Below are 1,121 nucleotides of genomic sequence, written 5' to 3'. Positions count from 1 at the left end.
GATTTAAGCTCATCACCTGCTTTGAACAGCGCCTGACCTTTTTGAATCGGTTTCTTGCGTTCAATAATGTTATCGAGCTGATCCAGTTCGCTTTCATTCAGCGTGAAAGGAATACATAACTGACTGATGCTGCAGTCCTGACAGTGGATGGCACAGCCACCGGATTGAATGCGTCGTATCGTCTTTTTCTCTGGGATCATAACGTATAACACTACCTGACATTGATATGGGTCAATTTTACCATGTTTAAGCGCAGAATTGTTAACTATGTCAACTGCTGAATAGCGATATACGCAGTTTGTGCGCCATATAACAAAAGTAGCACGGCAGATGTGCGTTTAAATAGCATCCCCGAGAGAAAATTTCGCAGCTGGGAAGCAGCTTGTCCGACCACTAACATAGCCGGTAAGGTGCCCAGACCAAAGCCCAACATGATGGCCGCGCCCGACAGCGCACTGCCGGATGCGGATGCCCACGTAAGAGTGGAGTACACCAATCCACACGGCAGCCAGCCCCAGACAAAGCCAAGGGGTAACGCCATAAATGGATTTTTCAGTGGGATCATCGCTTGAGCCAGCGGCTTAACGCGTTTCCACACATGTTGGCCGAGGGCTTCAAAACGTTGTAGCCCAAACCACCATTGCCCCATGTACAGACCAAGTGCAATCATCATCACGGCGGCCAGTAGGCGCAAAACCAGCAATAAGGTTTTGCCGGCGGCGAGGTCGGCCAGTGAGGCAAAGAGCCCGCCGAGCAGTAAGCCTGCTAAGGCATAAGCCAAAATACGGCCGATATTGTACAGCAACAGATAGCCCGTTTTACGCCAGAGCGAGTTTTGATCCGGTAAAGCAAAGGTCAAGGCGGCGGCTACGCCTCCGCACATGCCTAAGCAGTGGCCTGCGCCAGCTAAGCCGACCAATACTGCTCCGGTGGCACTCAATGTGATCATGCTAATGGCCCCTGATCTGGGTTTTTAGTTTGTGTTTTGCTATCAGGCTTGTTAGCTGCCGGACGTGCAGCGCTAGGCTGCTCATCTTCCTCAAACAAAATTTGCATCCCTTGGCGATTTAAATCTTCAAATTGCTCAGATTTCACCGCCCACAGAAACACCAGTACTGCCA

Annotated in this window: 2 protein-coding genes and 1 pseudogene; all 3 read right to left on the bottom strand. The window is 50.6% G+C overall.

The genetic code is table 11. The annotated features are described in order from the left end of the window. Positions 1-200, bottom strand: a pseudogene (locus ACRC27_RS12735) (transcriptional regulator FNR); the annotation flags it as partial. A 65-nt stretch (positions 201-265) separates the two neighbouring features. Next, positions 266-949: a sulfite exporter TauE/SafE family protein gene (locus ACRC27_RS12730; protein ID WP_106910576.1), complete on the bottom strand. Its 684-nt coding sequence runs from the start codon at positions 947-949 to the stop codon at positions 266-268. Beyond that, positions 946-1,110 carry a cbb3-type cytochrome oxidase assembly protein CcoS gene (gene ccoS, locus ACRC27_RS12725; protein WP_438640040.1) on the bottom strand — a complete coding sequence of 55 codons (165 nt, stop codon included), beginning with the start codon at positions 1,108-1,110 and terminating at the stop codon, positions 946-948. Before ccoS ends, ACRC27_RS12730 begins: the two co-directional genes overlap by 4 nt. Positions 1,111-1,121: the final 11 nt, after the last annotated feature.

Origin of the sequence: Plesiomonas sp. (assembly GCF_051650925.1) — a bacterium.
Lineage (GTDB): Bacteria > Pseudomonadota > Gammaproteobacteria > Enterobacterales > CAMTGL01 > Plesiomonas.
The sequence above is the reverse complement of the archived record's forward strand: the minus strand, read 5'-3'. Positions and strand labels throughout refer to the sequence as shown.